The organism is Dyella sp. S184, assembly GCF_009766065.1.
Taxonomy (GTDB): Bacteria; Pseudomonadota; Gammaproteobacteria; order Xanthomonadales; family Rhodanobacteraceae; genus Rhodanobacter.
In genome coordinates this window covers 1-23,228 of the sequence record NZ_LMUE01000003.1, presented here as the reverse complement: position 1 = coordinate 23,228, position 23,228 = coordinate 1, and the positions used below count along the sequence as shown (strand labels likewise).

Here is a 23,228-nt window from a genome sequence, read left to right as displayed (position 1 = left end):
AACGTAAGGCATGACATTCAATGCCTATAATGAGCTAACCGTTTGCATCGCCACCCTTAGCAGCCATGCTTCAGCGGAGAACAGCCTCATGTTCATTCGTCATCGGTTCGGAATTTTGTTGTTCATTGCGGCTTGCGCCTTCACCAGCATGTCCGTATCCGCGCATGCCATCCTGGTCGACAGCACACCGAAGCCTAACGGCACGTTGCCCGCGGGCCATGTGGCGCTGACCTTCAAGTACAACAGCAAGATCGACCAGAGTCGTTCGCGACTGACGCTGATACGACCCGACCATAGCGAAACGGTCTTGCCCATTGCTTCCGACAGCAGGCTCAACGAACTGGACAGCGGCGCCGAACTTGCACCGGGCGCCTATGTGATCCGCTGGCAGGCGCTTGCGCTGGATGGCCACATCACCCGTGGCGATGTGCCTTTCACTGTCATCGCGAAGCCTTGACCCGGCGGCGCCTTCGAACGGATTACCCGCGTATTCGTAGTTCTAGCCAGAGCGATTCTTCGTGACCCTTCTCGTCGATATCTTCGGCTACCTCAGCATCATCCTGCACGGCCTGGTCATCGTTGCCCAATCGATGAGCCTGGGTGGCGTGATGTTCCTGGTTTTCCTGCTGCGCCCGTTCGCTGGTGTGCTGTCGCAAGGCAAGGATCTGGAACGACGCGTAGCGCGCCTGACCATGTTCAGCGCGCTCGGCCTGATTCTGGCCGAGCTTGCCGGCAACGCGCTGCAGATTGCGGTGCTGATGGCCACGGTGGATCTGCCTTTCAGCAACGTGATCCAGGCCTCCTTTGCCATCGCAGGTGCGGTCAAGATTCTCTGTGCATTACTGCTGATTCCCTGCCTGAGCGCACGTTTTTCGACCTCGCGCGCGGCAGCGCTGCTTGCGTTGCTGCTATGCGCAGTGGAACTGACGGCCGCCACGTTCACCACGCATGCTTATGCGCGCTTGAGTGACAACACCCTGCTGCTGTTGGTGGAAGGGATGCACCAATTCGGCGCGGCGATATGGATCGGCGGCATTCCATGCTTTGTGATGGCGCTCGGTCGACTGCATGACGCCGACGGCTGGCGACGGGTCGGCTCGCGTTTTTCGCGGATGTCGATGATCGGCGTGGGTTGCATCGTGGTTTCCGGCGCCACCATGAGTGTGTTCTACATCGGCAGCCTGCAGGGTTTCTATGGCACCGCCTACGGTGTCATGGTGGGCGCCAAGATCGCCATGTTCCTCGCCCTGCTCGCACTCGGCTTCAGCAATTTCCTGGTCACCGAGCGGCTGCGCAAGCAGCAGGACGCGCCAGTAATTCGCTTGCGCCGCTTCGCCGAGATCGAGATCGGCATCGGCTTCACGATCTTTTTCGCCGCCGCGTCGCTGACGTCTGTACCACCGGCCGTCGATCTCACGACTGATCGTGTCAGCCTGCACGAGATCGCGGTACGCAACGCACCAGCGTGGCCACGGCTCAGCTCGCCTGACCACGATCAGCTTGCCGTTTCGCAATTGCAAGCGCAATTGGACAGCGAAGCAACGCACTCCCACCAAGCCGCCGCACTCGCCATCGTGCCGGGTTCCGGCATCCTGGCACCGCGCAATGCGCAGGACATCGCCTGGTCGGAATACAACCACCACTGGGCCGGCATTTTCGTCCTGCTGATCGGCTTGCTGGCCCTGCTCAATCGCGCCGGAGTCGGATGGGCAAAGCACTGGCCATTGCTGTTCCTCGCCTTGGCCGCCTTTCTGCTGGTGCGTTCGGACCCCGAAGTATGGCCACTAGGCAATGAGGGATTCTGGGTGGCATGGCGCGATGTGGAGGTCGCGCAGCATCGGTTCTTCGTGCTGTTGATCCTGCTGTTCGGCGTGTTCGAGTGGGCCGTGCGTACGGGACGGCTGCGCAACCCCAAGGCGGCCCTGGTGTTTCCGTTGCTGGTTTCCGTCGGTGGCGCGATGCTGTTGACACATACGCACCAGATCTCCAACGTCAAGGATCAACTGTTGATCGAACTGACGCATACGCCGCTGGCTCTGTCCGGCGTGGCGGCGGGGTGGGCTCGCTGGCTGGAGCTGCGCTTGCCGGGACGCGGTGGGCGGATCGCCGGTTGGGTCTGGCCGATGTGCTTTTTGTTGGTCGGCATCATCCTGCTTTGGTATCGCGAAGCATGAAGGTCAAAGCCAGATCTGCAATGATAAAGTTGTACGACGGTTGTCCAACCAGACTCTTCCCCATCGTGATTCATGCAGTGATGCCCATCACCTCGACGCCTACCTCGAGTGCACCATGAGCCTGATTTCCGAAGTTTCCGCTTTCGACACTCGTGTGCCTGCCTATCTGCAACGGCTGGAACACGTCATGGATACCTATCTGCCGTCAGTTGATACTGATCCTGATCGGCTCCATCAAGCAATGCGTTATGCCTGCAACGGCGGCAAGCACCTGCGCGCGCTGCTGGTCTATGCCAGCGGCGAAGCATTGAGAGTGGAGCCCGAACGACTCGACCCGCCAGCTTGCGCCATCGAATTCATCCACGCTTATTCACTGGTGCACGATGATTTGCCCGGCATGGACAACGACGACCTGCGCCGCGGACATCCGACGGTGCACAAAGCTTACGACGAAGCGACCGCGATCCTGGTCGGCGATGCCCTGCAGACGCTCGCTTTCGGCGCACTGGCCAATGCCAATGCGCTCGACGCGGAACAGAAAGTCGGCATGGTCAGCGGCCTGGCGCTCGCCGCCGGCTCGCTGGGTATGGCCGGTGGCCAGGCTGTGGACATGGCCTCGGAAGGCTGCACGCTGAGTATTGGACAGCTGGAATCGTTGCATGGCCGCAAGACTGGCGCGCTCATTCGCGCCGCCTGCCAGTTGGCCGGTATTGCAGCGAAGGCACCTGCCCCCGCTCGGCAGGCGCTTGACCAGTACGGGAAATGCCTTGGTCTGGCTTTCCAGATCCAGGACGACGTGCTGGATTTGATCGCCGACACGATCACGTTGGGCAAGACTGCAGGCAAGGACCAGGCCCAGCACAAATCCACCTTCCCCTCCGTGCTTGGCCTGGAACAGGCACAGCATCGTGCCGCCGCCTTGTTCAATGAAGCACGCAGCGCCGCCCGCCATGTTTCCAGCGATCCAGAACCTTTGCTGTGGCTCGCCGATTACATCCAGCAGCGCGATCACTAGCCCCCTCACATGTCGGCCATCGTCGTTCCTACATCCGAGACAGTGACAGATAGTGCGCAGCTATCCGATTTTGTGGCTGCCCATCATCGTCTGTTTGTGCTGACGGGTGCAGGCTGCAGCACGGATTCGGGTATCCCCGACTACCGTGATGCCAGGGGCGACTGGAAGCGTTCTCCGCCGGTGACATACCAGGCATTCGTCGGTGCACTGGCTACGCGCCAGCGCTACTGGGCACGCAGCCTCATCGGCTGGCGTCGGTTTGGACGTGCCATACCCAATGCCGCACATCATGCCTTGGCCCGGCTCGAGCAGCAGGGAAAACTCGCACTTCTATTGACGCAGAATGTGGATCGACTGCATCAAGCCGCCGGCAGCCACCATGTGATCGACCTGCATGGCCGGATGGATGTGGTGCGTTGCCTGGGCTGCGAACAACGGCTGTCGCGTGACGTTTTCCAAGCCGAACTGTTGCAGATGAATCCCGCCTGGGCGGATCTGGAAGCGGCGGATGCACCGGATGGCGATGCCGACCTGGAAGTGCAGGATTTCTCCAGCTTTGAAATCCCTGCCTGTCGCCATTGCGGCGGACTGCAGAAGCCGGACGTGGTGTTCTTCGGAGAAAATGTGCCGCGCGATCGAGTGGATGCCAGCATGCAGGCATTGTACGCCGCCGATGCCGTGCTGGTAGTCGGTTCATCGCTGATGGTGTTTTCAGGCTACCGTTTTGTGCATGCCGCCGCGCGCGCCGGCAAGCCCATCGCTGCAGTGAACATCGGGCATACCCGCGCCGATACGCTACTGAGCCTCAAGGTCGAGCAATCCTGTGCGCAGGCGCTGGCCTTCCTGTAGCGGCGACTCAGCGACGAGCGCGGAAGAAATCGCGCAGCAGGCTGGCAGACTCCTCGACGAGCAAGCCACCAGCCACTTCGATGCGGTGGTTGTGGCGCTCGTCGGTCAGGGTGTTGAACACACTTCCGGCCGCACCGGTCTTGGGGTCAGACGCTGCATAGACCACGCGGCCGAGACGGGCGTGGATCATCGCCATCGCGCACATCGCGCAAGGTTCCAGCGTGACGTAAAGCGTGGCGCCGGACAGACGGTGATTGGTCAATTTTTCGCCAGCCGCGCGCAACGCCATGATCTCGGCGTGCGCGGTTGGATCGTGCAAGGTGATGTTGCGATTCCAGCCCAGGCCGACGATCTCGCCATCCAGCACCAGCACGGCACCGACTGGCACCTCGTTCTCGGCGTCACGTGCATGCGCGGCGAGCTGCAGTGCGCGCTGCATGTACTGCACGTCTGCGGTCGAGAATGCTCCGGATACCTCGGTAGTTTCGTCAGTCATTTCAATGAATTGTGATCTGAATATGAGAAAGCCGGCAACTTGCCGGCCCTCCTGGATGCACGCAAGTAGCTGATTTTGTTATTCCCACTCGATCGTGGCAGGTGGCTTGCCGCTGATGTCATAAACGACACGAGAAACACCACGTAACTCATTGATTATTCGGTTTGAAACTTTGCCAAGAAACTCGTACGGCAGGTGTGCCCAGTGCGCCGTCATGAAATCGATGGTCTCCACGGCGCGCAGTGCGATCACCCATTCATAGGCACGCGCATCACCGACCACGCCCACCGACTTCACCGGCAGGAATACTGCGAACGCCTGGCTGGTCTTGTCGTACAGGTCGGCCTTGCGCAATTCGTCGATGAAGATCGCATCGGCCTGGGCCAGCAGTTCGGCGTATTCGCGCTTCACTTCGCCCAGGATGCGCACACCCAAACCCGGACCAGGGAACGGATGGCGATAGACCATCGCGCGCGGCAGGCCGAGTTCCACGCCGATACGGCGCACCTCGTCCTTGAACAGTTCGCGCAACGGCTCGACCAGTTTGAGCTTCATGTGCGCCGGCAGGCCGCCGACGTTGTGGTGGCTTTTGATGACGTGGGCCTTGCCGGTCTTGCTGCCGGCCGACTCGATCACGTCGGGGTAAATGGTGCCTTGCGCCAGCCACTTCACGTTGCTGCCGTCGGCGGTGATCTTGCTCGACTCCTCGTCGAAGATCTCCACGAACAGGCCGCCGATGATCTTGCGCTTGGCTTCCGGGTCAGCCACGCCTTCGAGTGCCTTGAAGTAACGATCCGCCGCGTTGACCCGGATGACCTTGACGCCCATGTGCTCGGCCATGGTGGCCATCACCTGGTCGCCTTCCTGCCAGCGCAGCAGGCCGGTGTCGACGAAGACGCAGGTGAGCCGATCGCCGATCGCCTTGTGCAGCAGGGCGGCGACCACTGAGGAATCGACACCACCGGACAGACCCAGCAGCACGTGATCGTCGCAGACCTGTTCGCGCACACGGGCGATCTGGTCGTCGATGATGTTGGCGGCGGTCCACAACGTGGCGCAACCGCAGATCTCGGCGATGAAGCGCTTGAGCAGCGCCCCGCCCTGCTTGGTGTGTGTCACTTCCGGGTGGAACTGCACGCCGTACCAGCGCTTGGCCTCGTTCTCCATCACAGCGACCGGGATGCGGTCGGTGGTGCCGGTGATTGCGAAGCCGGGCGGCGCCTTGGCGACGTGGTCGCCGTGGCTCATCCAGACGTCGAGCTTGTGCGCGCCGGCATGATCACTGAGTTTGTCGAATAGACGGCTCGTCGCCACGATGTCGACTTCGGCGTGACCGAACTCGCGCGCATCAGCGGCCTCGGTAGCGCCACCGAGCTGGGCGGCCATCGTCTGCATGCCGTAGCAGATGCCGAGGAGCGGCACACCGGAGTCGAATACCTGCTGCGGTGCTTTCGGTGCACCTTCGAGCGTGGTCGATTCCGGGCCACCCGAGAGGATGATGCCCTTCGCCCCGAACGCGGCGATCTCGGCCGGCTCGTGATCCCAGGCCCAGATTTCGCAATACACGCCAAGCTCGCGGATACGACGGGCGATCAGCTGCGTGTACTGCGCGCCGAAATCGAGGATCAGGATCTTGTCGCTATGGATGTTGGTCATCGGGGAGCCGGGAATCGGGAATGGAAAATCGGGAATGGAAAAGCCGGTTCGCTGTATCCGGCGCGCGCGGGAAAATCAGGAAACGGGGGTGTCGCTTTTCAACGATTCCCCACTCCCGATTCCCCATTCCCGGCTCATCAGGAATTGAGCCGGTAATTCGGCGCTTCCTTGGTGATCTGGATATCGTGTGGATGTGCCTCTGTGACGCCGGCGGAAGTCACCTTGACGAACTGCGCCTTGTGACGCACGTCATCGATGGTGGCTGCACCCAGATAGCCCATCGAGGCGCGCAGGCCGCCGATCAGCTGGTGGATGATGTTGCGCAGCGGACCACGGTACGGCACGCGACCTTCGATGCCTTCCGGCACCAGCTTGTCGGCATCGGCTTCGTCCTGGAAGTAACGATCCTTTGAGCCGAGCTGCATCGCGCCGATCGAGCCCATGCCGCGATAGCTCTTGTACGAACGGCCCTGGAACAACTCGACCTCGCCCGGCGATTCCTCGGTACCGGCGAACATCGAGCCGAGCATCACGGTGGATGCGCCGGCGGCGAGTGCCTTCGGGATATCGCCGGAATAGCGGATGCCGCCATCGGCAATCAGCGGGATCTCGTCCTTCAGCGCAGTGGCGACCATGTCGATCGCAGTGATCTGCGGCACACCGACACCGGCGACCACTCGCGTGGTGCAGATCGAACCGGGACCCACGCCGACCTTGACGGCATCGACACCGACATCGAGCAGCGCACGCGCCGCTTCACCGGTAACGATGTTGCCCGCGATCACCTGCACCTGTGGGTAGTGCTTCTTGACCCAGCCGGCACGTTCGATCACGCCTTGCGAATGACCGTGTGCGGTATCCACCACCAGCACATCCACACCGGCATCGACCAGCGCGGCAACGCGCTGCTCGGTATCGCCACCGACGCCTACCGCGGCGCCGACCAGCAAGGCTTCGTGGCGATCCTTGGCGGCGTGCGGGTTGTCGCGCGCTTTCTGGATGTCCTTGACGGTAATCAACCCGCGCAACTCGAACGCATCGTTGACCACCAGCACCTTCTCGATGCGGTGCTTGTGCAACAACTGCAGCACTTCGTCCTGGCTGGCACCCTCGCGCACCGTTACAAGCTTGTCGTGGCGGGTCATGATGTTGCGCACCGGGTCGTCGTGCTTGCGCTCGAAGCGCAGGTCACGGCTGGTGACGATGCCGACCAGCTTGCCGCCATCGACCACCGGTACGCCGGAAATGTTGTGCGCATGGGTCAGCCGCAACACTTCGCGGATCGAGGTGTGCGGTTCCACGCTGATCGGGTTGCGGATCACGCCGGCTTCGAACTTCTTCACCAGCCGCACTTCCGCCGCCTGCTGCTCGGCCGTCATGTTCTTGTGGATGATGCCGATGCCGCCGTTCTGGGCCATGGTGATGGCGAGGCGGGCTTCGGTGACCGTGTCCATGGCAGCGGAGACGATCGGGATGTTCAGGCGCAGGTTGCGGGTGAACCGCGTGGAGGTGTCCACATCGCGCGGCAACACGATGGAGTGGCCCGGAACTAGGTAGACGTCGTCGTAGGTCAGGGCCTCGGCGATGATGCGCATGCGAAAAGTCCCGCTGCAAAGAGGGAATTATACGCGCCTCGCCATGATGCTCGCCAGATGTTGGCTGAACGCTGCCCGTGGATCAGGCGATTTTGTGTGGCGTGGAGCGCGCGTCAGCGGCTTCCAGCGTGTTTTCCATCAAGGTGGCCACGGTCATCGGGCCGACGCCGCCAGGGACAGGCGTGATCCAGCTGGCCTGCGCTGCTGCCGTCTCGAAATCCACGTCGCCGACCAGCCGGCCGTCGTCGAGGCGGTTGATGCCCACGTCGATCACCACCGCACCCGGCTTGATCCACTCACCCTTGACCAGACCCGGTTTGCCGACGGCCACGACCAGGATATCGGCCTGCCGTACGAAGCTTTCCAGATCGCGGGTGAAGCGATGGCAGCAGGTGGTGGTGCAGCCGGCGATCATCAACTCCAGCACCAGCGGACGGCCTACATGGTTGGACACACCGACAACCACTGCATGCTGACCACGCACCGGGCGATCGGTATGTCCCAGCAGGGTCATCACGCCCTTGGGTGTGCATGGGCGCAGGCCGAAGCGACGCAGCGCGAGGCGCCCTACGTTGACTGCCTGGAAGCCGTCCACATCCTTGTCGGGATCGATGCGATCGACCAGCGCATCCTCGTCGATGTGCTCTGGCAGCGGCGACTGCACCAGGATGCCGTGCACGGTTGGATCCGCATTGAGGCGGTCGATCAGGGCGAACAGCTCGTCCTGCGTGGTGCTTGACGGCAGGTCATAGTCGAACGAGCGAAAGCCGACCTGGTGACAGGCCTTGCGCTTGTTGCGTACGTAAACCGACGAAGCCGCGTCGTCGCCCACCAACACCACCGCCAGCCCGGGCTCGGGCAGGCCCTTCGCCACGCGATCGGCGACGCGCAGGCGTAACCGCTCCAGCAATTCCTGTGCGATGCGTTTGCCGTCGAGGATGCGTGCGCTCATGTTGATGCCTGGCAGGAAGTTGCCCATTATCGCGGCTCGACCTGATGCGCACAAACGCAGGCACGCATGGACACACACGAGACTCCCCTTCCAGTGCTGGAGCTTACCGACGGACGGCTACGCCTGCGCCCGTGGCAGGACCACGATGCTGCCGAGCTATATCGCGCGGTCCACGAATCACTGGCGAGTGTCGGCCAGTGGCTGCCCTGGTGCCGTGCGGAGTATGGACACGACGATGCGACTGCCTGGGTGGAACATTGCCAGGCCGGTTGGCACGCGGGCGAGCATTTTGCACTTCCGATTTTCGACGCGTCCACCGGCGAGCTGCTGGGTGGTACCGGCCTCAATCAGCTTGATCGACTGCATCGCAGTGCCAATCTTGGTTACTGGGTTCGTCAGTCGCGTCAGCGCGAAGGCATTGCCGCGGCAGCAGCCGTGCTCGTGGCGCGTTTCGGATTCGAACAACTGGGTCTGATCCGGATCGAGATCATCATCCAGCCCGACAACCATCCGAGCAGACGTACGGCTGAAAAGGTGGGAGCGAAGTTCGAGGGAATTGCACGCCATCGTCTATGGGTGCATGAGCAGCCGCGCGATGCGGCGGTGTATGCGCTGGTGCCGGACGACCTGCACTAACCCGCAGCCGAGCAAAGCCCTGCGATCTGCCGATACCCCATGAATGGAGCGTCAGCGGCGCAGCCCGGACAGGTCGGATCCCGCGGCAAGCGCGTCTCGCGGAAGTGCATGCCGAGCGCATCGAAACTCAGCAGGCGACCGACCAGCGGCTCGCCCAACTCCAATATCAGCTTCAATGCTTCGGTCGCCTGCAGCAGCCCGACGATGCCGGGCAGCACGCCGAGCACACCGGCCTCGCTGCAATTCGGCGCATCGGCGGCGGCAGGCGGTTCGGGGAACAGGCAGCGGTAACACGGCGAATCGTCGCGGCGCGGATCGAATACGCTGAGCTGGCCGGTGAAACGCTCGACGGCGCCGTACACCATCGGCAGTTTCAATCGGAGTGACGCCGCGGCCAGCAGGTAGCGCGCAGGGAAATTGTCGGCACCGTCGATCAGCACGTCATGATCGGCCAGCAGTCGTTCCACGTTATCGGGCTGCAGTCGCTCGGTGCGGGTTTCGATATGGATGCGTGGATTGAGCGCCTGCAGCGCGATCCGTGCCGATTCGGTCTTGGCCATGCCGACGCGGGCATCGGCGTGGATGATCTGGCGATGCAGGTTGGAACGCTCGACCTTGTCGTCATCGATCAGGGTGAGCTGGCCCACACCGGCAGCAGCGAGATACAGCGCTGCCGGTGCACCGAGGCCGCCGGCACCCAGGACGACTACTTTCGCTGTTGCCAGTCTGCCCTGCCCTGCTTCGCCCACCTGCGGCAGGCGCAACTGACGCGCGTAGCGTTCGGTGGTATCCGCATCCAGCGCACTGGCGGATATCGGCAGACCCTCGGCCTTCCAGCGGTTGAATCCGCCGGTTACCGAGCACACCTGGCGATAACCCATACGCTGCAATGCCTCGGCGGCGAGCAGCGAACGCTGGCCGCTGCCGCAGAACACCAACAGCGGGCGATCACGATTTGCTTCGAGTTGTTCGATGCGCAGCTCGAGGAAGCCGCGCGAAAGGCCCAGCGCATTGGACGGCGTGCCAGTGACACGTTCGGCGTCTTCGCGCACGTCGATCAGCAGGGCGCCACGGGCCTGCCGTGCCAAAGCCTCGGCCGGGGAAATTTCAGGCACGCGGCGGCGCAGTTCGTCCAGCCAGGATTCGCGATTCAGGGGCTCGCTCATTCGCGTAGCCTAATACGAGATGCGGGAGCGCCGACGGATCAGCGCGTGCGCTTGATCAGGTCGCTGACCCGGCGCCGGGCTTTTTGCTCCTGCTCCTTGGTCAGCACCTTCTTGCGACCCGCGAACGGGTTTTCGCCTTCGCGGAAGGCAATCCGGACCGGGGTGCCTTCCAGCTTGTAGCGCTTGCGGAAGAAGTTCTCCAGATAGCGCTGATAGGCCGGTGCAATATGCTTGGTGCGGGTACCGTGGATCACGATGGTCGGCGGATTGTTGCCGCCCGGATGCGCAAAGCGCAGCTTCGGCGAGTGGCCATGCACCAACGGCGGCTGGTAGCTCTCGTAGGCCTTTTCCAGCGTCTTGGTGAGGTCGGACGACACCAGCACCTTGGTCGCAGATGCATGTGCGCGCACTATGGCGCGCATCAGTTCGCGCAAACCGGAACCGTGCAGCGCTGAGATATGTACCTGCTTGGCCCAGTCGACGAACACCAGTCGACGATCCAGTGCACGCATGCACTCGTCGCGTTGATACTGGTCCAAGCCATCCCACTTGTTGATCGCGATCACCAGCGCCCGGCCCTCGTCCATCGCGTAGCCGATCAGGGTGAGATCCTGGTCGGCCAGATTCTCGCGGGCATCGATCATCACCACCACGACCTGGGCGGCGGCAATCGACTGCAGTGTCTTGATGACACTGAATTTCTCGACGGCTTCCTCGACTCGTGCCTTGCGGCGGATGCCGGCGGTGTCGATCAGCGTGTAGCGCTTGCCGTCACGTTCCAGTGGCACGCGAATCGGGTCGCGGGTGGTGCCGGCGACGTCGGAGACGATTAGTCGCTCCTCACCCAGCAGGCGATTGATCAGGGTTGATTTACCGGCATTCGGGCGACCGACAATGGCCACGCGGATGCTGCCATCCTCGCCTTCCGCCTCAGTCGTGCTTTCCTCGTCGGCCGGCAGCAGCGGCAGAATCAGCTCGATCAGGTCCGACGTGCCGCGATTATGCGCGGCAGATAACGGCAGGATCTTGCCGACACCGAAGGCAGAGAACTCCGCCAGCACGGCCTCTTCTTCCAACCCGTCAGTCTTGTTGACCGCCGCGATGATGGTCTTGCCACTGCGGCGCAGCTCATTGAGGATGATGTAGTCCTGCGGCAGCAGGCCTTCACGGGCATCGACTACGAACACCAGCACGTTCGCCTCTTCGATCGCGAGGCGTACCTGCTTGGCAGTCAGGACATCCATCGCCTCCTCGACGCCGGACAGACCGCCGGTATCGACCACCACGAATGGCCGCTCGCCACTGCGGCATACACCATAGTGGCGATCACGGGTGACGCCCGGCATGTCAGCTACCAGGGCGTCACGGCTGCGCGTCAGTACATTGAAAAGGGTCGATTTACCGACATTGGGACGACCAACTAGCGCGACGACGGGCAGCATGGGATTTCATCGACTCCGAAGGTCGATCAATGCGCGGTCAGACGGTAAGCGCCGATGCGGCCCTTCACATCTTCGACGTAGACGATGTCACCCACCACCAGCGGCTGGGCGCGGATTACTTTCTTCGACAGCCGTTCACGGGCGGCCAGCGCACCATCGCCGACCTGCAGCCAGTGCACATAGCCTTCCATGTCACCGACGACGACGTAGTCGCCCTGCACAGCCGGCCCGGTGAGCCAGCGGTATTTCAGCGCGACATTCTTCCAGGTATCGGCGCCGCCGCTCTTGTCGAATGCCCACACTTCTGAATCTTCATTGACGCCGTACAACGCATTGCCGGTAGCGGCGAGCGAGGTGAAGGTGGAGAACGGATGCCCCCACACTGGCCGGCCGCTGGGACCGTCCACCGCCATCAGGTTGCCGTGAAAGGCTGCGGCATAGAGGGTGCTGCCATCAAGCAGGATCGAGCCATCGGCATCATTCAGACGCTCGATATCGGTGCGGCCCGCGCCGCTGGACAGTTTTTGTTCCCACAGCTTCGCGCCGTTGTCCTGGCGCAACGCGATCAGCTTGCCGTCGTCGCTGCCGAAGAACACCACGCCATTGGCTGCCAGCAGGCTGCCGTTGCCGCGCAGACTCAGCAGCGGCACGTTGCCCTGGTCGTATACCCAGCGACGCTTGCCGGTTGCCCGATCCAGACCATAGACGCGACCGTCCTCGGTGCGAGCCAGCACCAGGTCACCCGCAATCGCCGGTGATGCCAATACTTCGGAATCCAGCTCGGCATCCCAGCGCGGACTGCCGTCTTTGGCATTCACGGCATAGACATGGCCGGCCAGTGTACCGACCACCACCAGGTCGCCATCCACGGCGGGACCACCGGCATACAGGGCATCTTGACGCTTCTTGTCGCCCCAGCCGAACCAACCGTGGGTCCGTGTGCTCTTCGACCACAGGGTCTTGCCGCTGGTGGCATCGATCGCAGCCAGCTTACCGTCCGTGCTGTCGGCGTAGAGCACGCCGTCGACCACGGTCGGGCGCAGACGTGCGCCACTTTTGCCAGCACCATCACCTACGCTGGTAGTCCACAACTTGGTCACCTGGACCGTGGGCTTGAAGTCCTTGGCCAACGGGGTCGGCGGTTCGACGTTTGCCTTCTTGTAGGAATGGCAGCCAGCAAGGGCTACCAGTGAAGTCAGTGAGATCAGCAAGACGCGTTTCATCATTTCAGCTTTCATGCACCCTGCTTCCCGGCCGTAGCCAAATCATCAAGTTTCATCTGCAAGGCACCGCGTTGCGGCGCTTCCTCGCTCAACGCCGACAAGGCCGTCTGGTAGGCCTTGCGCGCATCGTCAGAGCGCCCAAGCTTGACCAGCACATCGCCGCGGAGTTCCTGTGCCAGGCCCCGATAGCTGTTGGCCGGAATACGATCGAGCGTTGCCAGCGCTGCCGCGCCGTTGTCACGGGCCAGTTCCACCTGCGCCATGCGCAACTGGGTCAACGACTTCAGTGCCGGGTCACCAGCGTGACCTTCTGCCCATTCCAGCGAGATCTCGGCCTTGTCCAGTTGCTTGTCCTGCACCTGTTGCCTGGCGCGGTCGCTCACGGCAAACACAGCGTACAGCGACTTGGCGTAATCGGTCATCAAGCGGTCGACGAGTGGCGTAGCGATATCCGGCTTGCCTGACGCCAGGGCAATCTGAACCTGCTGATACAGCTGGGCAGCCTCAGCCTCATGGTTCGCCTGGTGACCGCGCCACTGCTGCCAGCCAAAGATACCGACGAGGCCGATCGCCACGCCGACGACGATGGACAGGCCATTCTCGCGCAACCACTTCTGAACCAATTCGCTTTGTTCGTACTTGTCGTATTCTTCAAATGCCATGCAATCACCAATCAGAAGGCCGCGCACCCGCAGGCGCGTGCATAGGCCGGCGCGGTAAAAAAGGAAAAGCCGATCACGTCCGCTCGGTACTCGAACGGACAATGAGCAAGCATAACCGAAATGGATTGTCCGAGGCGCCTGGAGCGGCGATCAGAGGCTGGCCGCGGAGGCCTTGCCGTCCTGTAGCTGTACGCGGAAATGCGCCACATTGGCATGCCGGAAATCGTCCAGCCCCACCGGCTGGCCATCGATATTCACCTGCGCTCCACTGGCATTGCCAATGCGCACATCCAGCGGATAGTCGCTGTGATAGATCTTGTTGCTACCGGCAGGCAGCAAGCCGTATTCCAGCCGCGTACCGTCAGCATCGATCACCTCGACCCAGCTGGCAGCAGCAAGATTGAGGTTCAGGGTATGACTACCCGCACCGACATCGGCAGTCGGTACTGCCGGCTGGGGCGAAGCCGGCAGGCTGTTGCCGCTATCCATGCTCGGGAACGGCGCCATTGACGCCATCAAAGGCTGATCTTGCGCCGGCGCCTGTACTGGAGCGGTCTTTGTTGGCACTGGCGTCACCTGTGCCAGGCCATGGCTGGCAAGCAACGCAGCACCTGCACTGCTGGTCGCAGCGGGTGCATCCTGCTGCGCCACCGGGGCGGCGTCCAGCGGAGCAAGATGGGTCAGGTCACGATCGAGCGTGCCGCGCACGCCCAACCAGATCATCGGCACCACGATCACGGCGGTCAGCACGACGTAAGTGGCTGCGGTCGCGTAGCGATCAAGCAGGAAACGCGAATGCGAGATGCCACCCGTCGCCACCAAGGTAGGCTCGACCTGTTTGATGCGATCCATCTCGACCTGGATCGACACCTCGTTGATACCAAGGTAGCGGCCGTATTTGCCGACATAGCTCGCCAAATAGACCTTCGAGTCGGTGTCGTCGTACGTGTCGTGCTCGAGCTGGCGCAGTACGCGAGCCGGCAGCTTCAGCGTATGCGCACAAGTCTCGATATCCAGCCCGCGCGCTTCACGTGCCGCATGCAACCGACTGCCGAAACTGACAGCATGGGAATCTGTGGCTGGCCCGTCCAAGTTGAGCAGGTTGATGCCGAACAGATCGGGCTCGCTCGAACCCTGTTCTGACTGGGTTGGCTGCATGGAGGTCATTGGCGGGCAGTAGGGTTGAGGGCGTGCGCCTGTTCCGAATCCGGGAACTGGCTCTGCAATCGCGTGCTGTAGGTTTGGGCAGCTTCCTGGTTACCCAGACGAGATTCAATGTCGTGGCCGAGCTTGAGCGCCGCCGGTGTCGGGTTGCCCAGCGCGTCGAAACGCTGGATGAAGGCCCGAGCCCGGAACGCATCATTATTTATGTAAAGCGTGTTCGCAAGTTGAAAGAGTGCCTCTGCGTTGTTCGGATTTCGCGCGATGGCGTCACGAAAACTCGCTTCGGCCCCCGGAACGTCATTCGCGCGCAGCTGGCATACGCCAGCATTCGTCAGGGCCACGTCAGGGGTCTGATAGAACGGGTCGGCCACCGCCCTGCGGAAATACTGGTTGGACTCCGCCACTTTCCCCGTATGGCACAGGAACACCCCGAGATTGTTGTTCGGATCACCCTTGGCCGGCTCCAGCTCGACCGCCTTGCGGTAGTGCACCTCGGCTTCGGGAAGATTATTGATCTTCTCGTACAGCACCGCGATCACCGTGTGTGCCGGCGCATAGTTGGGGTCGTACTTCAGCGCCATGGTCAATTTTTCAAGCGCACCCTGCAGGTCGCCGTTGGCCATATAGGTCTGACCCAGCGCAGTGTGGGCCTTTGCCGCCTCAAGCGCCTGATCGGCCTTGCTGGTCGGCGGCAGGTTCTTGCTGAGCGAGTTGCTGTCGGTGCGCGTGGTGATGCAGCCGGCCAGCGGCAGCAACAGACAGAAAATCAGTGCACGCTCAAATCGCATGGATGACGCCCTCGTCCTGCCGTTTGCGAATATCGGCGCTACGCCGGGTGCGATCGGTCACCTGCCCAGCCAGCTGGCCGCAGGCAGCATCGATATCGTCACCACGGGTACGCCGCAACATGGTCAGCACACCGGCATTCAGCAGCTGCGTCTGGAAGTCGCGAATGTCATTCGCGTTCGAACGCTCGTACTGGGTGCCCGGGAATGGATTGAACGGGATCAGGTTGACCTTGCAGGTCGGCAGCTTGCGCATCAGCTTGATCAGCTGGCGGGCATGCTCGGGCTGGTCGTTGACGCCCTTCATCAAGGTGTATTCGAAGGTGATCGAGGTGCGCGGCTTGCGCGCGACCCAGCGCTGGCAAGCGGCGAGCAGGTCGGCAATCGGATAGCGCTTGTTGAGCGGTACTAGTTCGGTGCGCAGATCGTCGTTGGCCGCATGCAGCGATACCGCCAGCGACACATCAATGGCATCCGACAGCTGGTCGATCAGCGGCACCATGCCGGCGGTGGACAGCGTGACGCGCTTGGCGGCCAGGCCGAAGCCGAGGTCGTCGCGCATCAGGCGCATCGCCTTTACCACATTCTCGAAATTGGCCAGCGGCTCACCCATGCCCATCATCACCACGTTGGTGATACGACGGTTCTGGTGGGTGATGTTGCCCAGGTACTTCGCCGCCACCCACACCTGGCCGATGATCTCGGCGGTGGACAGGTTGCGGTTGAAGCCCTGCGCACCGGTGGAGCAGAAACTGCAATTCAGCGCGCAACCGATCTGCGAGGACACGCACAAAGTGCCGCGGGTGGGCTCGGGGATGTACACGGTCTCGACCGCGTTGCCCTTGTCCATGCTGAGCAGCCATTTGTGCGTACCATCATTGGCGGCCTTGTCCAGCATCGTCTTCGGCGCGCCGATGTAGCACACCTCGGTGAGCTTGGTGCGCAGCGCCTTGCCCACGTCGGTCATGTTCTCGAAGTCATCTTCCAGGTCGTGGTAGATCCACTTCATCACCTGCTCGGCGCGATACGGTTTCTCGCCGATCTGCGTGAAGAAATCACGCAGGCCCTGGCGATCGAAGTCGAGCAGATTGACCTTTGCAGGTGGATTCACAACGACCTGGTTCACAACTTTTGCCTCACAACTTATTTGATCGCTCAGCGCGAAAGCACGTCCGTTGCAGCGAAGAAATACGCAATCTCCACCTTGGCGGCATCGACTGCATCGGAGCCATGCACGGCATTGGCGTCGATGGAATCGGCGAAGTCGGCGCGGATCGTACCCGGCGCGGCTTCCTTCGGATTGGTAGCGCCCATCAGGTCACGATGCTTGAGCACGGCGTTCTCACCTTCCAGCGCCTGGATCATCACCGGACCGGAGATCATGAACTCGACCAGCGCGTTGAAGAACGGGCGCTCGCGGTGCACGGCGTAGAAGCCTTCGGCTTCCTTGCGCGACAGCTGCTTCATCTTGGCAGCAATGACTTTCAGGCCAGCCTTTTCGAAACGGGCGTAGATTTCACCGATGACGTTCTTGGCAACGGCGTCGGGCTTGATGATGGAAAGGGTGCGCTCCAGCGCCATACGGGTGTGCTCCGGAAAAACGGATTTAGGGAATGGGATGACTGCCGGCTCCCAAGCCGACAAAGCGCTAAACCTGACAGGCGGTGCGGATTTAGCTCACGAAAGTTTGACAGATTCTAGCTCATACGCAAAGAACCTGCTGTTTGCAACAAACGATCGTTTGACGGCCGGCGAGCTGTCCGCGTATGCTCAAACGATCGTTTGAACCAGCCTAATGGCCGATGCATGACCCAGCTCGTGAACAGCTCCGGTTCGACCAAGGAACGGATACTCGGCGCCGCCGAGGTCCTGTTTGCCCAGCGTGGTTTCGATGGCGCCTCGTTGCGCCAGCTGACCGCAGCAGCCGGCGTCAACCTGGCCGCGGTCAACTACCACTTCGGTTCCAAGGAAAAACTGGTCGAACAGGTGTTCCGGCGTCGCCTGGACGCGCTGAATGCCCACCGGCTGGCCGCTCTGGCCAAGATCGCCGGCCATCCCGACACTACCCTGGAAGACGTGCTGGCCGCCTATATCCGCCCCGCCCTGGACCTGTCCCACGACGACAGCGGCGCGCTGTTCATGCGCGTGCTGGCACGAGCTTTCGCCGAGCATGACGACACCCTGCGCCAGTTCCTGTCCGAGCACTATGGCCACGTGATGCGTCAGTTCACCGCCGAATTCGCCCGCCTGCTGCCGCAACTGAGCAAGTCCGAGCTGTATTGGCGGATCGATCTGGTCACCGGCGCGCTGACCCACGCCATGTCCGGCTTCGGCATCATCCAGCGCAAACATGACGTCAGCGAACAGGTGCACCGCGAGCAGACCGCCCAGCACCTGATCCGCTTCAGTCTCGCCGGACTGAGCCACCCCTAGTTTCGTGTCACCGGCCGGCAACGGTCGTGCTGTTCCATTCCATCCAAAAGTTTTGTGTTCGTACCTCCGGAGAAGCCAATGACTGCTGCATCCTCAACCAAATCAGCACTACGCATCCGCAAGGCTGCCGTGCTGGGCGCTGGCGTCATGGGCGCGCAGATCGCTGCGCACCTGACCAATGCCGGCGTCGAGACCGTGCTGTTCGACCTGCCCGCGAAGGACGGCCCGAAGAGCGGCATCGCGCTCAAGGCCATCGCCAACCTCGCCAAGCTCTCGCCTGCCCCGTTGGCTGACAAGAACCTCGCTGCTGCGATCATCCCGGCGAACTACGACGAGGACATGGCGCATCTGAAGGACGTCGACCTGGTGATCGAGGCGATCGCCGAGCGGATGGACTGGAAGCTCGATCTGTACAAGAAGATCGCGCCGCATCTGTCGAAGACCGCGATCCTTGCCTCCAATACCTCGGGCCTCTCGATCAACGGCCTCGCCGAGGCGCTGCCGGAAGAAATGCGCCACCGCTTCACCGGCGTGCACTTCTTCAATCCGCCACGCTACATGCACCTGGTTGAGCTGATCCCGACCAAACTTACCGACCCGTCCGTGATCGAAGGCCTCGAAGCCTTCCTGGTCACCACCGTCGGCAAGGGCGTGGTGATCGCCAAGGACACCCCGAACTTCATTGGCAACCGCATCGGCGTGTTCTCGATGCTGTCGGCGATGTATCACACCGACCAGTTCAAGCTGGGCTTCGACACTGTCGACGCGCTGACCGGTCCGGCGCTGGGTCGTCCGAAGAGTGCGACCTACCGCACCGCGGACGTGGTCGGCCTGGACACCATGGCGCATGTGATCAAGACCATGGCCGATACGCTGCCGGACGATCCGTGGCACCAGTACTTCAAGGCACCGGTGTGGCTGCAGGGATTGATTGATAAAGGCGCGCTTGGGCAGAAGACAGGCGGTGGTTTCTACAAGAAGGCCGGCAAAGATATCGTGGTGTTGGATGTCGCCAAGCAGGATTACCGCGCCTCCGAGCAGAAGCCGTCCGACGAAGTCGCCGCGATTCTGGCGATCAAGGACCCGGCCGAGAAGTTCGGCAAGCTGCGTGCGTCGAGCGACCCGCAGGCACAGTTCCTATGGGCCAGCTTCCGCGACCTGTTCCATTACACCGCCTATCACCTGGCCGATATCGCCGACACCGCGCGCGATGTGGATTTCGCGATCCGCTGGGGCTACGGCTGGAAGCTCGGTCCATTCGAGACCTGGCAAGGCGCTGGCTGGCAGCAGATCGCCGGCTGGATCAACGAGGACATTGCTGCCGGCAAGGCGATGAGCAAGGCGCCGCTGCCGGCGTGGGTCACCGATGGCCGTAAAGGCGTCCACGGCAAGGACGGTTCGTACTCGGCCAGCGCCAACGCTGACAAGCCGCGTTCGCAGCATCCGGTCTACAAGCGCCAGCTGTTCCCCGATCCGCTGATCGGCGAAAAGTTCGACCAGGGCACCACGCTGTGGGAGAACGAGGGCGTGCGCCTGTGGACGCTGGGCGACGATGGCGTCGGCATCCTCTCGTTCAAGACCAAGATGAATACGGTCAACGACTTCGTGCTCGACGGCGTGCAGCACGCGATCAAGCTGGCCGAAGAGAAGCTCAAGGCCGTGGTGATCTGGCAGACCGGCGAGCCGTTCTCCGCCGGTGCGGACCTCAAGGGTGCCCTCGGCCTGCTCAAGGAAGGCAAGATCGCCGACTTCGAGAAGATGGTGGAGAACTTCCAGCGCACCAGCATGGCGATCAAGTACTCCCTGGTACCGGTGGTCTCCGCCGTGCGCGGCATGGCCTTCGGTGGCGGCTGCGAGTTCCAGATGCATTCGGCACGCACCGTCGCAGCGCTTGAGAGCTACATCGGTCTGGTCGAGGCTGGCGTTGGCCTGCTGCCGGCTGGCGGTGGTCTGCATGAACTGGCCGTGCGCGCCGCCAAGGCGAACCCGGGCGACCCGTTCGAGGAACTGAAGAAAGTGTTCGAGACCGTGGCGATGGCCAAGGTTTCCGCCAGCGCGTTCGAAGCGAAGCAGCTTGGTCTACTGCGCGACAGCGACGTGGTGGTGTTCAACGCCTACGAGCTGCTCTACGTGGCCAAGCAGGTGGCGAACGCGCTGGCCGAAAGCGGCTACCGCCCGCCGCTGCCGGCCCGTGCGATCCCGGTCGCCGGCGACGTCGGCACTGCCACGTTCAAGGCGTCGCTGGCCAACCTGCAGGCCGGCTACTTCGCCTCCGAGCACGACGTGGACATCGCCACGCGCATCGCCGACACCATGTGCGGCGGCGTGATCGAGCGTGGCTCGACGGTCGACGAGGAATGGCTGCTGGCGCTGGAGCGCAAGCATTTCGTGGAACTGGCGCAGACCGAGAAAACCCAGGCCCGCATCGCCCACACCATGACTACCGGCAAACCGCTTAGAAACTGAGAATCGGGAATAGAGAATCGGGAATGGTCAAAAGCTATTCCTGGCAATGCCAACCATTTCGAAACAATGGCCGGACTCGCTAGGGGCCGTGGGAATCGCAAACCGATTCCCGACTCCCCACTCCCGATTCCCGGCTTTCGGAGAAAGCTAATGACCAAGCAAGTGCAAGACGCCTACATCGTCGCCGCCACCCGCACCCCGGTCGGCAAGGCGCCGCGCGGCGTATTCCGCAACACCCGTCCGGACGACATGCTCGCCCACGTGATCCGCAGCGTGATGGCGCAATACCCCGGCATCGACCCGCACCGCATCGGCGACGCCATCATCGGCTGCGCCATGCCCGAGGCCGAGCAAGGCATGAACGTGGCGCGCATCGGCGTGCTGCTGGCCGGCCTGCCCGACACCGTGCCCGGCGTCACCATCAACCGCTTCTGCTCGTCCGGCCTGCAGGCCGTGGCGATGGCGGCCAACCGCATCCGCCTCGGCGAAGATGACCTGATGCTCGCCGGCGGCACCGAGAGCATGAGCATGGTGCCGATGATGGGCCACAAGATCGCGATGAACCCGGCGATCTTCACCAACGAGCACATCGGCATCGCCTACGGCATGGGCATCACCGCCGAGAACGTGGCCAAGCAGTGGAAGGTCAGCCGCGAGCAGCAGGACGAGTTCGCGGTGGAAAGCCACCGCCGCGCACTCGCTGCCCAGGCCGCTGGCGAATTCAACGACGAGATCAGCCCGTTCGCGCTGGACGACCATTACCCCAACCTCGCCACCCGCGGCATCATCACCGACAGCCGCAGCATCGGCACCGACGAGGGCCCGCGCGCCGGCACCACGCTGGAAGTGCTGAGCAAGCTCAAGACCGTGTTCCGCAACGGCCAGTTCGGCGGCAGCGTCACCGCCGGCAACTCCTCGCAGATGTCCGACGGCGCCGGCGCCGTGCTGCTCGCCAGCGAAAAGGCGATCAAGGAATACAACCTGCAGCCGCTGGCCCGCTTCGTCGGCTTCTCCGTCGCCGGCGTACGCCCGGAGATCATGGGCATCGGCCCGAAGGAAGCGATCCCCAAGGCCCTCAAGCAGACCGGCATCACCCAGGATCAGCTGGACTGGATCGAACTCAACGAAGCCTTCGCCGCCCAGGCCCTCGCCGTGATGGGTGACCTCAAACTCGACCCCAGCAAGGTCAACCCGCTCGGTGGTGCCATCGCGCTCGGCCATCCGCTCGGCGCGACCGGTGCAGTACGTATCGCCACGCTCGTGCACGGCATGCGCCGCAGGAAGCAGAAGTACGGCATGGTGACGATGTGCATTGGTACGGGTATGGGTGCGGCGGGGATTTTCGAGGCACTCTAAAGCTTGTCATTCCGGCGAACCCCACAAAAAGGGGCGAGGGCCGGAATCGCTTTTCAACAGCGAAGCTGGTTATCGCTTCACCAACGGCGCCGCAGCAATGCGGCGCCGTTGCTCATTAGGGCATGCCGCACTCTCTTTGACGTATTACGCTGAACGTAATATTCTCAACCCATGATACGGAGCTTCCACTGCAAGGATACGCAGGCGTTGTTCGAGGGCGGTGATCCGCGGCGATTCCGCGCGATCAAAGATGCGGCCATTCGCAAGCTGTCCCAACTCGACGCCGCGCATACGCTGGAGTTCCTGCGCTCACCGCCGGGCAACCAGCTGGAAGCGCTGAAACACGACCGCGCCGGCCAGCACAGCATCCGCGTCAATCGACAATGGCGCGTGTGTTTTGTCTGGACAGCCGCCGGCCCGGAAGACGTCGAAATCGTGGACTACCACTGAGAATCGCCATGAAACCACCCGTCAATCACATGCGCCCCGTCCACCCCGGCGAAATCCTGCGCGAGGACTACCTCGCACCGCTCGACATGAGTGCCAACGCACTGGCTGTTGCACTCAGCGTTCCTGCTACACGCATCCATGAAATCGTCAACGAACGGCGTGGCATCAGCACCGATACCGCCGAACGCCTGGCTCGCTACTTCGGCGGTGATGCCATGTCATGGCTGAACCTGCAGGCCATGTACGACCTCAAGACGCTGCCTACACGCAAGGAGATCATGCGTCGGGTGGAACCGCGGGCGGCGTGAATCGCGTGGTGCCGGGCAACGTCGCGATCCACGATCCCCAAGGCCCTCAAGCAGACCGGCATCCCCCAGGATTAACTGGACTGGATCGAACTCAACGAAGCGTTCGCCGCCCAGGCCCTCGCCGTGATGGGCGACCTCAAGCTCGACCCCAGCAAGGTCAACCCGCTCGGCGCCATTGTGCTGGACGGCGCAACCGGCGTAGTGCGCGTCGCCATGCTGGTGCACGGCATGCACCGTAGGAAGCAGAAGTACAGCATGGTGACGATGTGGATCGGCACTGGTATGGGTGCGGCGGGGATTTTCGAGCCATTGTAATCGCGCAGCCATTAAGGCTCGTAGCATCAAGTTTGAACTGCACAGTTGATCAGTCTTCATCGAAGCACTCCTGGGGTGTTTGGTA

Annotated in this window: 22 protein-coding genes and 1 pseudogene; 11 read left to right on the top strand and 12 right to left on the bottom strand. The window is 62.4% G+C overall.

The window, feature by feature from the left end; translation table 11 throughout:
- Positions 1 to 10 precede the first annotated feature (10 nt).
- The 4 genes from GSQ75_RS07645 (at position 11) to GSQ75_RS07630 (ending at position 4,038) form a co-directional block, all read left to right on the top strand.
- Positions 11 to 457 carry a copper resistance CopC family protein gene (locus GSQ75_RS07645; protein WP_158753975.1) on the top strand — a complete coding sequence of 149 codons (447 nt, stop codon included), beginning with the start codon at positions 11 to 13 and terminating at the stop codon, positions 455 to 457.
- A gap of 61 nt (positions 458 to 518) precedes the next feature.
- Positions 519 to 2,174, top strand: a complete 1,656-nt coding sequence (locus GSQ75_RS07640; protein ID WP_158753974.1) for a CopD family protein — start codon at positions 519 to 521, stop codon at positions 2,172 to 2,174.
- 115 nt (positions 2,175 to 2,289) lie between these two features.
- Positions 2,290 to 3,189 (top strand): polyprenyl synthetase family protein, encoded by a 900-nt coding sequence (locus tag GSQ75_RS07635; RefSeq protein WP_158753973.1) that lies wholly within the window; start codon positions 2,290 to 2,292, stop codon positions 3,187 to 3,189.
- Between the two features lie 9 nt (positions 3,190 to 3,198).
- A complete protein-coding gene (locus GSQ75_RS07630) occupies positions 3,199 to 4,038 on the top strand; it encodes an NAD-dependent protein deacetylase (RefSeq protein ID WP_158753972.1) in 840 nt (279 codons plus the stop codon).
- Positions 4,039 to 4,045: 7 nt separating this feature from the next.
- Here the strand turns inward: GSQ75_RS07630 and tadA are convergent, their stop codons facing one another.
- From tadA to folD, 4 genes are all read right to left on the bottom strand, one after another.
- On the bottom strand, positions 4,046 to 4,534 hold the full coding sequence (tadA, locus tag GSQ75_RS07625; RefSeq protein ID WP_158753971.1) for a tRNA adenosine(34) deaminase TadA: 489 nt from the start codon (positions 4,532 to 4,534) through the stop codon (positions 4,046 to 4,048).
- A 78-nt stretch (positions 4,535 to 4,612) separates the two neighbouring features.
- Positions 4,613 to 6,190 carry a glutamine-hydrolyzing GMP synthase gene (gene guaA, locus GSQ75_RS07620; RefSeq protein ID WP_158753970.1) on the bottom strand — a complete coding sequence of 526 codons (1,578 nt, stop codon included), beginning with the start codon at positions 6,188 to 6,190 and terminating at the stop codon, positions 4,613 to 4,615.
- A gap of 137 nt (positions 6,191 to 6,327) precedes the next feature.
- Complete coding sequence (gene guaB / locus GSQ75_RS07615; RefSeq protein WP_158753969.1) at positions 6,328 to 7,785, bottom strand: IMP dehydrogenase; 1,458 nt, start codon at positions 7,783 to 7,785, stop codon at positions 6,328 to 6,330.
- Between the two features lie 82 nt (positions 7,786 to 7,867).
- Positions 7,868 to 8,737: a bifunctional methylenetetrahydrofolate dehydrogenase/methenyltetrahydrofolate cyclohydrolase FolD gene (gene folD, locus GSQ75_RS07610; protein WP_158753968.1), complete on the bottom strand. Its 870-nt coding sequence runs from the start codon at positions 8,735 to 8,737 to the stop codon at positions 7,868 to 7,870.
- A 66-nt stretch (positions 8,738 to 8,803) separates the two neighbouring features.
- Between folD and GSQ75_RS07605 the strand changes: the two genes are divergently transcribed.
- Positions 8,804 to 9,373, top strand: a complete 570-nt coding sequence (locus GSQ75_RS07605; protein ID WP_158753967.1) for a GNAT family protein — start codon at positions 8,804 to 8,806, stop codon at positions 9,371 to 9,373.
- Here the strand turns inward: GSQ75_RS07605 and moeB are convergent.
- The 8 genes from moeB to ndk all read right to left on the bottom strand — a co-directional run bounded on the left by moeB (position 9,370) and on the right by ndk (position 17,396).
- Positions 9,370 to 10,539 carry a molybdopterin-synthase adenylyltransferase MoeB gene (moeB, locus tag GSQ75_RS07600; RefSeq protein ID WP_158753966.1) on the bottom strand — a complete coding sequence of 390 codons (1,170 nt, stop codon included), beginning with the start codon at positions 10,537 to 10,539 and terminating at the stop codon, positions 9,370 to 9,372. The two genes, GSQ75_RS07605 and moeB, sit on opposite strands and share 4 nt — an antisense overlap.
- 38 nt (positions 10,540 to 10,577) lie before the next feature.
- Complete coding sequence (gene der / locus GSQ75_RS07595; RefSeq protein ID WP_158753965.1) at positions 10,578 to 11,981, bottom strand: ribosome biogenesis GTPase Der; 1,404 nt, start codon at positions 11,979 to 11,981, stop codon at positions 10,578 to 10,580.
- 26 nt (positions 11,982 to 12,007) lie between these two features.
- Positions 12,008 to 13,219: an outer membrane protein assembly factor BamB gene (gene bamB, locus GSQ75_RS07590; protein ID WP_254058491.1), complete on the bottom strand. Its 1,212-nt coding sequence runs from the start codon at positions 13,217 to 13,219 to the stop codon at positions 12,008 to 12,010.
- Entirely contained in the window at positions 13,216 to 13,866 is a 651-nt protein-coding gene (locus tag GSQ75_RS07585; protein WP_158753964.1) for a tetratricopeptide repeat protein, read from the bottom strand. Before GSQ75_RS07585 ends, bamB begins: the two co-directional genes overlap by 4 nt.
- 150 nt (positions 13,867 to 14,016) lie before the next feature.
- The gene (locus GSQ75_RS07580) at positions 14,017 to 15,024 is read right to left on the bottom strand and encodes a RodZ domain-containing protein (protein ID WP_343160917.1); all 1,008 of its coding nucleotides are present in this window, start codon (positions 15,022 to 15,024) and stop codon (positions 14,017 to 14,019) included.
- Between the two features lie 5 nt (positions 15,025 to 15,029).
- Positions 15,030 to 15,818, bottom strand: a complete 789-nt coding sequence (gene pilW, locus GSQ75_RS07575; RefSeq protein ID WP_158753962.1) for a type IV pilus biogenesis/stability protein PilW — start codon at positions 15,816 to 15,818, stop codon at positions 15,030 to 15,032.
- Positions 15,808 to 16,941 (bottom strand): 23S rRNA (adenine(2503)-C(2))-methyltransferase RlmN, encoded by a 1,134-nt coding sequence (gene rlmN / locus GSQ75_RS07570; protein WP_158753961.1) that lies wholly within the window; start codon positions 16,939 to 16,941, stop codon positions 15,808 to 15,810. Before rlmN ends, pilW begins: the two co-directional genes overlap by 11 nt.
- Before the next feature lie 29 nt (positions 16,942 to 16,970).
- Complete coding sequence (gene ndk, locus GSQ75_RS07565; RefSeq protein ID WP_158753960.1) at positions 16,971 to 17,396, bottom strand: nucleoside-diphosphate kinase; 426 nt, start codon at positions 17,394 to 17,396, stop codon at positions 16,971 to 16,973.
- A gap of 225 nt (positions 17,397 to 17,621) precedes the next feature.
- Here ndk and GSQ75_RS07560 point away from each other — a divergent pair, with 225 nt between their 5' ends.
- The 6 genes and pseudogenes from GSQ75_RS07560 to GSQ75_RS07535 form a co-directional block, all read left to right on the top strand.
- The gene (locus GSQ75_RS07560; RefSeq protein ID WP_158753959.1) at positions 17,622 to 18,248 is read left to right on the top strand and encodes a TetR/AcrR family transcriptional regulator; all 627 of its coding nucleotides are present in this window, start codon (positions 17,622 to 17,624) and stop codon (positions 18,246 to 18,248) included.
- Between the two features lie 78 nt (positions 18,249 to 18,326).
- Positions 18,327 to 20,714 (top strand): 3-hydroxyacyl-CoA dehydrogenase/enoyl-CoA hydratase family protein, encoded by a 2,388-nt coding sequence (locus tag GSQ75_RS07555; protein WP_158753958.1) that lies wholly within the window; start codon positions 18,327 to 18,329, stop codon positions 20,712 to 20,714.
- A 150-nt stretch (positions 20,715 to 20,864) separates the two neighbouring features.
- On the top strand, positions 20,865 to 22,070 hold the full coding sequence (locus GSQ75_RS07550; RefSeq protein WP_158753957.1) for an acetyl-CoA C-acyltransferase: 1,206 nt from the start codon (positions 20,865 to 20,867) through the stop codon (positions 22,068 to 22,070).
- Positions 22,071 to 22,241: 171 nt separating this feature from the next.
- Entirely contained in the window at positions 22,242 to 22,520 is a 279-nt protein-coding gene (locus GSQ75_RS07545; RefSeq protein WP_158753956.1) for a type II toxin-antitoxin system RelE/ParE family toxin, read from the top strand.
- Between the two features lie 8 nt (positions 22,521 to 22,528).
- A complete protein-coding gene (locus GSQ75_RS07540; RefSeq protein ID WP_158753955.1) occupies positions 22,529 to 22,828 on the top strand; it encodes a HigA family addiction module antitoxin in 300 nt (99 codons plus the stop codon).
- A 33-nt stretch (positions 22,829 to 22,861) separates the two neighbouring features.
- Positions 22,862 to 23,143 (top strand): annotated as a pseudogene (locus GSQ75_RS07535) (acetyl-CoA C-acyltransferase); the annotation flags it as partial.
- Positions 23,144 to 23,228 lie beyond the last annotated feature (85 nt).

Bases quoted from the DNA above. Each gene is read 5' to 3' on its own strand.
- bamB (WP_254058491.1), bottom strand. From the start codon at position 13,219: ATGAAAGCTGAAATGATGAAACGCGTCTTGCTGATCTCACTGACTTCA.
- der (WP_158753965.1), bottom strand. From the start codon at position 11,981: ATGCTGCCCGTCGTCGCGCTAGTTGGTCGTCCCAATGTCGGTAAATCG.
- GSQ75_RS07605 (WP_158753967.1), top strand. From the start codon at position 8,804: ATGGACACACACGAGACTCCCCTTCCAGTGCTGGAGCTTACCGACGGA.
- GSQ75_RS07645 (WP_158753975.1), top strand. From the start codon at position 11: ATGACATTCAATGCCTATAATGAGCTAACCGTTTGCATCGCCACCCTT.
- GSQ75_RS07585 (WP_158753964.1), bottom strand. From the start codon at position 13,866: ATGGCATTTGAAGAATACGACAAGTACGAACAAAGCGAATTGGTTCAG.
- guaA (WP_158753970.1), bottom strand. From the start codon at position 6,190: ATGACCAACATCCATAGCGACAAGATCCTGATCCTCGATTTCGGCGCG.
- GSQ75_RS07630 (WP_158753972.1), top strand. From the start codon at position 3,199: ATGTCGGCCATCGTCGTTCCTACATCCGAGACAGTGACAGATAGTGCG.
- GSQ75_RS07555 (WP_158753958.1), top strand. From the start codon at position 18,327: ATGACTGCTGCATCCTCAACCAAATCAGCACTACGCATCCGCAAGGCT.
- tadA (WP_158753971.1), bottom strand. From the start codon at position 4,534: ATGACTGACGAAACTACCGAGGTATCCGGAGCATTCTCGACCGCAGAC.
- GSQ75_RS07635 (WP_158753973.1), top strand. From the start codon at position 2,290: ATGAGCCTGATTTCCGAAGTTTCCGCTTTCGACACTCGTGTGCCTGCC.
- GSQ75_RS07580 (WP_343160917.1), bottom strand. From the start codon at position 15,024: ATGCAGCCAACCCAGTCAGAACAGGGTTCGAGCGAGCCCGATCTGTTC.
- pilW (WP_158753962.1), bottom strand. From the start codon at position 15,818: ATGCGATTTGAGCGTGCACTGATTTTCTGTCTGTTGCTGCCGCTGGCC.
- GSQ75_RS07545 (WP_158753956.1), top strand. From the start codon at position 22,242: ATGATACGGAGCTTCCACTGCAAGGATACGCAGGCGTTGTTCGAGGGC.
- GSQ75_RS07550 (WP_158753957.1), top strand. From the start codon at position 20,865: ATGACCAAGCAAGTGCAAGACGCCTACATCGTCGCCGCCACCCGCACC.
- ndk (WP_158753960.1), bottom strand. From the start codon at position 17,396: ATGGCGCTGGAGCGCACCCTTTCCATCATCAAGCCCGACGCCGTTGCC.
- folD (WP_158753968.1), bottom strand. From the start codon at position 8,737: ATGAGCGCACGCATCCTCGACGGCAAACGCATCGCACAGGAATTGCTG.
- moeB (WP_158753966.1), bottom strand. From the start codon at position 10,539: ATGAGCGAGCCCCTGAATCGCGAATCCTGGCTGGACGAACTGCGCCGC.
- guaB (WP_158753969.1), bottom strand. From the start codon at position 7,785: ATGCGCATCATCGCCGAGGCCCTGACCTACGACGACGTCTACCTAGTT.
- GSQ75_RS07560 (WP_158753959.1), top strand. From the start codon at position 17,622: ATGACCCAGCTCGTGAACAGCTCCGGTTCGACCAAGGAACGGATACTC.
- GSQ75_RS07540 (WP_158753955.1), top strand. From the start codon at position 22,529: ATGAAACCACCCGTCAATCACATGCGCCCCGTCCACCCCGGCGAAATC.